The 6198-nt window shown below is 72.7% G+C and carries 5 protein-coding genes and 1 pseudogene; 1 reads left to right on the plus strand and 5 read right to left on the minus strand.

The genetic code is table 11. From position 1 onward, the window contains the following. Positions 1-51: 51 nt before the first annotated feature. Both ABTY62_RS23655 and ABTY62_RS23660 read right to left on the minus strand, forming a co-directional pair. Positions 52-1197, minus strand: coding sequence for an AAA family ATPase (locus tag ABTY62_RS23655; RefSeq protein WP_352131409.1), 1146 nt, complete (start codon positions 1195-1197; stop codon positions 52-54). Then, positions 1184-1969: an RNA ligase family protein gene (locus ABTY62_RS23660; protein ID WP_352131410.1), complete on the minus strand. Its 786-nt coding sequence runs from the start codon at positions 1967-1969 to the stop codon at positions 1184-1186. Before ABTY62_RS23660 ends, ABTY62_RS23655 begins: the two co-directional genes overlap by 14 nt. A gap of 249 nt (positions 1970-2218) precedes the next feature. Here ABTY62_RS23660 and ABTY62_RS23665 point away from each other — a divergent pair, with 249 nt between their 5' ends. Next, positions 2219-3250 (plus strand): AraC-like ligand-binding domain-containing protein, encoded by a 1032-nt coding sequence (locus tag ABTY62_RS23665; RefSeq protein WP_352131411.1) that lies wholly within the window; start codon positions 2219-2221, stop codon positions 3248-3250. On the opposite strand, the gene ABTY62_RS23670 is transcribed toward ABTY62_RS23665, so the two are convergent. From ABTY62_RS23670 to ABTY62_RS23680, 3 genes and pseudogenes are all read right to left on the minus strand, one after another. Further along, positions 3198-4076, minus strand: a complete 879-nt coding sequence (locus ABTY62_RS23670) for a hypothetical protein (protein WP_352131412.1) — start codon at positions 4074-4076, stop codon at positions 3198-3200. The genes ABTY62_RS23665 and ABTY62_RS23670 overlap by 53 nt on opposite strands. A 51-nt stretch (positions 4077-4127) precedes the next feature. Continuing rightward, complete coding sequence (locus tag ABTY62_RS23675) at positions 4128-5174, minus strand: PucR family transcriptional regulator (protein WP_352131428.1); 1047 nt, start codon at positions 5172-5174, stop codon at positions 4128-4130. 371 nt (positions 5175-5545) lie between these two features. After that, a pseudogene (locus ABTY62_RS23680) lies at positions 5546-6198 on the minus strand (protein-L-isoaspartate O-methyltransferase family protein); the annotation flags it as partial.

Genomic DNA, 6198 nt, shown 5'->3' on the forward strand with positions numbered 1-6198 from the left:
CGCAGGTCAGGGGGCGCACCGGCCCTGGGACAGCCGGCTCCGGCCGCGGGCTCAGGCCGTGTCGACCCAGGTGACCTGGTGTGCCTCGGTGGGGTCGGGGGTCTCCCAGCGGCGGATCAGCCGGTCGATGACCGCCTCGGGCACCGGCCGGGGCCGCGCGGCGTTACGGGCGCGCAGCACCGCGGGCGGCGCCTCGAGGGCCACCAGCTCGACCCGCCCGCCGTACCCGGCCACCAGCCCCACGGACTGCTCGCGCAGCCGCCGCGAGACGTTGGTGGCGTTCCAGACGAACGGCTCGCCCGCGCGCAGATGCCCCCGGGCCGCCTCCCGCGCGGCCGCCACCACCGGGGCCTGGTCGGCGGCCGGATCCACGCCCAGCTCGGCGCGCAGCGCGTCCAGGCTGACGACGGGCAGGCCGGGGCGGTGCGCTCCGATCCAGTGGTCCTTGCCCACGCCGGGCAGGCCCGACAGGACGGTCACCGTCATCGGGGTGTCGTCGTACGCGGCGTAGTCCGCGTCCCGGCCGGGAGTGCGGAAGTACTCGAAGCGGGCGTGGTCGGAGGGGAACCGGCGCGGGGTGGTCAGGCAGTCCTGCTCGGCGCAGTACTCGCGATACAGGGCGACGTTCTCCAGCATCGCGTCCATGTCGCCGCAGATCCGGCCGAGGATGTCGGCCGTCGCCAGCACCGCCAGGTCGTCGTTGCTCGCCAGCAGGCTGGCCCGGAAGGCGATGCGCTCCAGGTCGGGCCGCTCCAGCGCCCAGAACGGCACCTGGTGGTGTCTGACCAGGGCGGCGACATGCTCGCGCCAGGCGATCGGCGCCCCCAGCTCCCACAGCACCCTGCGGGCGATCAGCTCGCCGCGCCGGGAGTGGCCGCGGGCGGTGATCCGCCCCTCGGGGTCGGTGGCCGTGCAGTCCGGCTTCGCCGCGTCGTGCAGCAGCACGGCGGCGAACAGCAGCTCCCGCCCGGCCGCGGGCCTGGCCCGCCACTCGGGCAGCCCCGCCAGCGCCTCGGCGGCCATCCGGGTGTGGGTGGCCACATCGCCCTCGCCGTGGTGAACCGCGTCCTGCGGTACGCCCGCCAGGCGGCGGATCCACGGATACGCCGAGACGATCCGCTCCCAGGGCACCGTCCAGTCCGGCGCCACGGGACACAGATCGAGCAGTTCCCGGAAGGGGGCCTCAGGCGCGCGCATACATCACCGCCGGGTCCCGGAGCCGGTTGGGCACGATCGGGCGGTCGAGCCAGTGCGTGCCGGAGTCCAGCACGCTGGTGAGGAAGCCGGGGCGCACCCACTTGTAGCGGCCCGCCACCACGCCGTCCTCCTCAACCTTGACGTACAGGCCCTCCATGAAGTCCGAGGAGTCGGTCTCCGCGGCCACCCGCCCGGGGTCGAGCCCGCCCGCCTCGGCCGTCTCCCGCAGCGCCGCCCGCCACCCCTCCGTACGGCAGGTCGAGGGCCCGACGAACGCGGTCAGCGCGTCCAGGCCGGCGAGCGGCCCGGTGCGCAGGACGGGCACCGAGTGGACCGGCAGCCCCTCCAGCAGCTCGCGGCGGCGGGCCGTGGACAGGAACACGTCCTCGTCGCGGTCCAGCACGTCGAACTCGTTGAAGTAGTGCGGCAGCGCGTCGTAGTACACCGTGTGCTTGGCGTAGAGCCACTCGCCGTACAGCACATATCGGCTCCCCAGGCGCGGCCACAGCAGATCCCGGACCAGCGCCGCCCACGCCTTGAACGGCGAGAAGTGGCGCTCCCGGGGCCCGCCGGTGAGGAAGTGGCCACGGCTCTGGAGCCGCAGCTCGCCGTCCGGAGTGAAGCTGATCGCCGCGTTGGCACCGTCGAGCTTCTCCTCGACCACCAGATACCGGCCCGCGATCTCGGCGAACGGTACGGCGGCCAAGTCCTCGTCGCCGGGCTGGAGTCGGGAGCCCTGGAGATGCGGGGTCCTCGGGTACTTGCGGATCACGGGATTCTTTCTATGCCGTACGCGACGGATCGGGCAACGAGATTTCGGGGCCCCGGACTGGCCTTGGGGGTCGGTGAAGGCCGGACCCGCGCTGTTCGGGTCCGGCCTTCTCGCGTCCGAGTCACGCGCAGCCCGCAGCGTGGATAAGGACGTCTTCCACGGTAGGGCGAGCCACTGACAACGGGGCCGAGCGGTGCGGAGCACTATGGAACAGCGACGGATGAGCGGGGCCGAGGGGGAACCGTGGACATGGCACGCATGACGACGACATGGCTGACACCGGAGGAGCGGTTCGGCTGGTGGCACGACATGACGGCCTCCACGCTGATCCCGACCGCGATGGGCAGCGACCGGGCGGCGGACTTCGAGGCCACGGCCCGCGTGCTGAACCTCGGTGACGTCCAGGTCTCCGACATGACGTATCCCACGCTGACCGTGACCCGGACCCCACGGCTGATCCGGCACAGCGACCCCGGCTTTGTGCAGCTGTCGCTCACGCTCTCCGGGAACATGGGGCTGTCGCAGTTCAGGAGCCACACCCTGCTCGGCTCCGGGGATCTGGCGGTGTACAGCTCCTCGGAGCCGTTCGACGGCTGGGCCGGCCCCGAGGGCACGGCCCCGGTCCGCCAGTTACTCCTGCATCTGCCCCGGGCGGCCCTGCCGCCGGCCGCGCGGCAGGTGGACCATGTCGCGGCGACCCGCATACCGGGCGGCGAGGGATTCGCCGCGCTGCTGGCCCAGTTCCTCACCCATGTCGCCAACAATCCGCAGCAGTTCGGCCCCCAGGACGCGGCCCGGCTGTCCATCACGCTGATCGATCTGCTGTCCCACACCATCGCCCAGCGGCTCGACACCGTCGCCGCCCTGCCGCCCGAGAGCCGGGAGCGCTCGCTGCTGCTCCGGGTCCAGGCCTTCGTCCGCCGCCATCTGCACGAGCCCGGCCTCACCCCGGACGCCGTCGCCGCGGCCCACCACATCTCCACCCGCTCGCTCCACCGCCTCTTCCAGCGGCACGGCCTGACCGTGGCCTCCTGGATCCGCGACGAGCGGCTCGAACGCTGCCGCCGCGACCTCGCCGACCCCCGGCTCGCCGCCCGGCCGATCCACGCCATCGCCGCGGGGTGGGGGTTCCCCCGCCCCGGCGACTTCACCCGCGCCTTCCGCGGCGCCTACGGCCTGCCGCCGCGCGAGTACCGCCACCGCTCGTACCGGGAATCCGGTCCCTGTCTCAGCATGGCTCGAACCAGTGGGCGGCCACCCGCGCCGCGGTCGGAAAGCTGAACGGCTGCTTCCGGTCGGTGAGCATGCGCAGGATGAACTCGCCGGTGCCGCAGTCGAAGCGCTGCCAGTCGTTGAAGTCCTTCAGCACGAGCACCGGCCAGTCGTCCGGGTCGTCGGCGCCGGTCAGCCAGTGGAACGTCAGCTCCTGCTCCGAGCTGCCCCAGATCAGCACACCGCCGGGCGCGGGATACACCGGGTAGGGCCGGTACAGCTCGGCATACTCCGGCGTGCTCACGCCCCAGTCGACGAGATCCCGGCCCAGGACGCCCGGCACCAGCAGATCCAGATAGCCGTCGAAGCCGCCCGCGCCGAACAGGTCGACGATCTCCTTGTAGCCGCCGGGCAGGGCCGTGCCGAGCGCGGATTCCGCGGCCGCCCAGTCGATCGCGCCGTCGGCGCCGGACGGCCGCGGCCCCTCCCACCCGGTGACGATCGCCAGCCGCTCCGGCCACCCGGTGCCGGGCGGGAAGGCGCCCCGGCGGGCGACGACGACCACCCCGCGCGGCCCGTCCGCCATGGCCGTCAGGCCGTACCCCAGCCAGTGCTCGTTCAGCGCCCAGCCGCGCAGCTCCAGCACCTCGCCGTCGCCCGCCCCGGTGGGCGGACCGCCGAACGCGGGAGTCGGGACGCCCGCGGTGACCAGCCGCCGGACGGGCTGCCGGGTCCAGGGCAGCACCTCCAGGACGACCTGCTCCAGCAGCGCCGGATCCCATCCGTCGCGCACCAGACACACATGCCCCGCCCCGTGCCCCGGCAGCGGGCAGTGCGGCCGGGGGTCGGTCAGGGTCTGGTCGAGCAGAGCGCGGAGCTCGGTGGTGCCGTTCATGCGCCCCAGTCAACGTCAAGGCACCGACAACGCCGGCTCAGGGGTGCCGCGTCACACCTCGCTGTCCGGCCAGCCGAGGAACCGGGCGCCGATCACCGCGGTCTGAAGGGTGTAACGGTGGACGGGGTCGGCCGGGTCGGTGCCGGTGAGCGTGCGGATGCGCTCCAGGCGATACGTCAGGGCGCGCACGCTCAGGCTGAGCCGGCGGGCCGCCTCGGCCGCGACGCATCCGGAGTCGAAATACGCGTTCAGCGTGTCGACCAGCGGCTGCGCGCCGCCCCGGGCGTCCCGCAGCGGACCCAGGGTGTGGCGGACCAGGTCGGCCATGGCCTGCCGATCCCGGGTCAGGACCGGATAGACCAGCAGATCGGCGGCGCGCAGCACGGGATCGTCCAGCTCCAGGCGGTCGGCCAGATCCAGGGCGTTGAGGGCTTCCTCATACGAGTGGACGACGCCGCCGGCGCCGGGATGGGGCCTCCCGATGGCCACCCGGCCGCCCTCGGTGGCCGCGTACGCCTGCTTGGCGAAGAACGTCAGAACGTCGTCCTGGTCACCGGGCGCGACGCAGATCAGCCGCCCTTCCTTGGTGGCCAGCAGAATGCTCCGCTCGCCGAACCGGGCGACCAGCGCGCTCGCCAGCTGCCGGGTGGCCGGGTGGGCGTCGTCGACCGCCGGGCCGCCCTGGGCCACGGCGACCGCGTGCGCGTGCGAGAGCAGCAGGCCGAAGCGTACGGCGCGCTCGGCCAGGCGGCCCAGATCGCTGCGGCCGTAGAGCAGATCGTCGATGAACTCCCGCCGGGCGGCCTCCTCCCGCCGCACCGCGAGCCGCTGCGCCCGCTCATGCCCCTCGGCGAACGCGTCGATCGCCTGCTCGACGGCCGCCAGCAGACGGTCGGTACCCGAGGCGGGAAGACCGGCCCCCACCTCGCGGGCCGCGGCCAGATGCCGCCGGACCAGCACCCGCAGCCCTTCTCCCTCCTCCGCGGCGTGCTCCCCCTGCGCCCGCAGAAACTCCAACTCGTCCCGCGTGAGCCGACGGCCGGTCGGACACACATCGGCCAGAATCCGGACGTACCCCTCCAGGGCGTCGCCGGCCATCTCCCGTTCCCCCACGAGTCCTCCTGACGCGCCCGGACGACCGCACGGCATCCGGCGCCCGGCATTAACAACGCGTCAATATTGCCGGATCACAGCAATGCGGCAGGACGGGCACCGCCGTCACGATGGTCTCGGTGGAAACGGGGGACACCTCCGGTGCCGGGCTACGGAAACCCCGGCACCGGAACCCGTCCGTGCCCGCGCAGTAGGTTGTCGGCCATGCTGACTGACGGTCTTCCCGGCGAGGTCGGCCGGACCATGGAACGCCTGCCCGTTCACGATGCGACAGCCGTGGACGCATCTTCAAAGAAGAAGCCACTCTCAGTCAAAGGCTTGGAGGCGATATACGGCCGGGGCAGGGGCGGAAGCGATCACAGGGACAGCCGCAGAGCCCAGCCGGCCCGGTCGCGGCCATCGTCATGGCGCACCAGGCTCGGGGTGTAGTCCTCGGGAGCGGGCCGACCGGCCTTCTCCCAGTCCGTGAGCCAGCCGCGCAGGACGGCCAGGGAAGGGGAGTCGGCCCGGTCGGCGATGATCCTGCCGTCCTGCTGAATGGCGGCAGCCCCGTTCTCGGTGGAGTGGCCGATCGCCCACAGGTTCGGGCGGAGTCCTGCCATCGTGAGCTGCTGGCCACCGAAGGCGCCGGCGAAGGTCCGCCAGCTCGGCCAGTGGACCTCGGCTCCGGCGTACAGCCCCGTATGTGCTCCGCTCAGGAGCTGCTCCAGGACGGCGCGTGCCCCCGCGTGAAGTTGGTCATCTTCCGCCCGCCATACGATGGAGATCCACGAGGGCGCCGGGATGCGGTTCTCCCAGTCCACCCACCTTCCCGGCAGGTCGAGGTCGCCCTTCGGCGAGGTGGTCGCCTCGATATACCCGCCGGTGAAGATCTGCTCGACGTGCGGCTGACGGTCGTGAACGCGGATCTTTGAGACGACGGTCATGTTGGGCACGGAGGCGATCGGCAGCGGGGCGACGATGAAGCCACCGTCGACAACCTGGTCAACCCACGCCTGGGGCAGCAGCG

Origin of the sequence: Streptomyces sp. NPDC097640, from assembly GCF_040302705.1 — a bacterium.
GTDB lineage: Bacteria > Actinomycetota > Actinomycetes > Streptomycetales > Streptomycetaceae > Streptomyces.

What these genes read in the sequence shown, in the direction of transcription:
- ABTY62_RS23655 (WP_352131409.1), bottom strand. Translation starts at nt 1,197, where the DNA reads ATGCGCGCGCCTGAGGCCCCCTTCCGGGAACTGCTCGATCTGTGTCCC.
- ABTY62_RS23670 (WP_352131412.1), bottom strand. Translation starts at nt 4,076, where the DNA reads ATGAACGGCACCACCGAGCTCCGCGCTCTGCTCGACCAGACCCTGACC.
- ABTY62_RS23665 (WP_352131411.1), top strand. Translation starts at nt 2,219, where the DNA reads ATGGCACGCATGACGACGACATGGCTGACACCGGAGGAGCGGTTCGGC.
- ABTY62_RS23675 (WP_352131428.1), bottom strand. Translation starts at nt 5,174, where the DNA reads ATGGCCGGCGACGCCCTGGAGGGGTACGTCCGGATTCTGGCCGATGTG.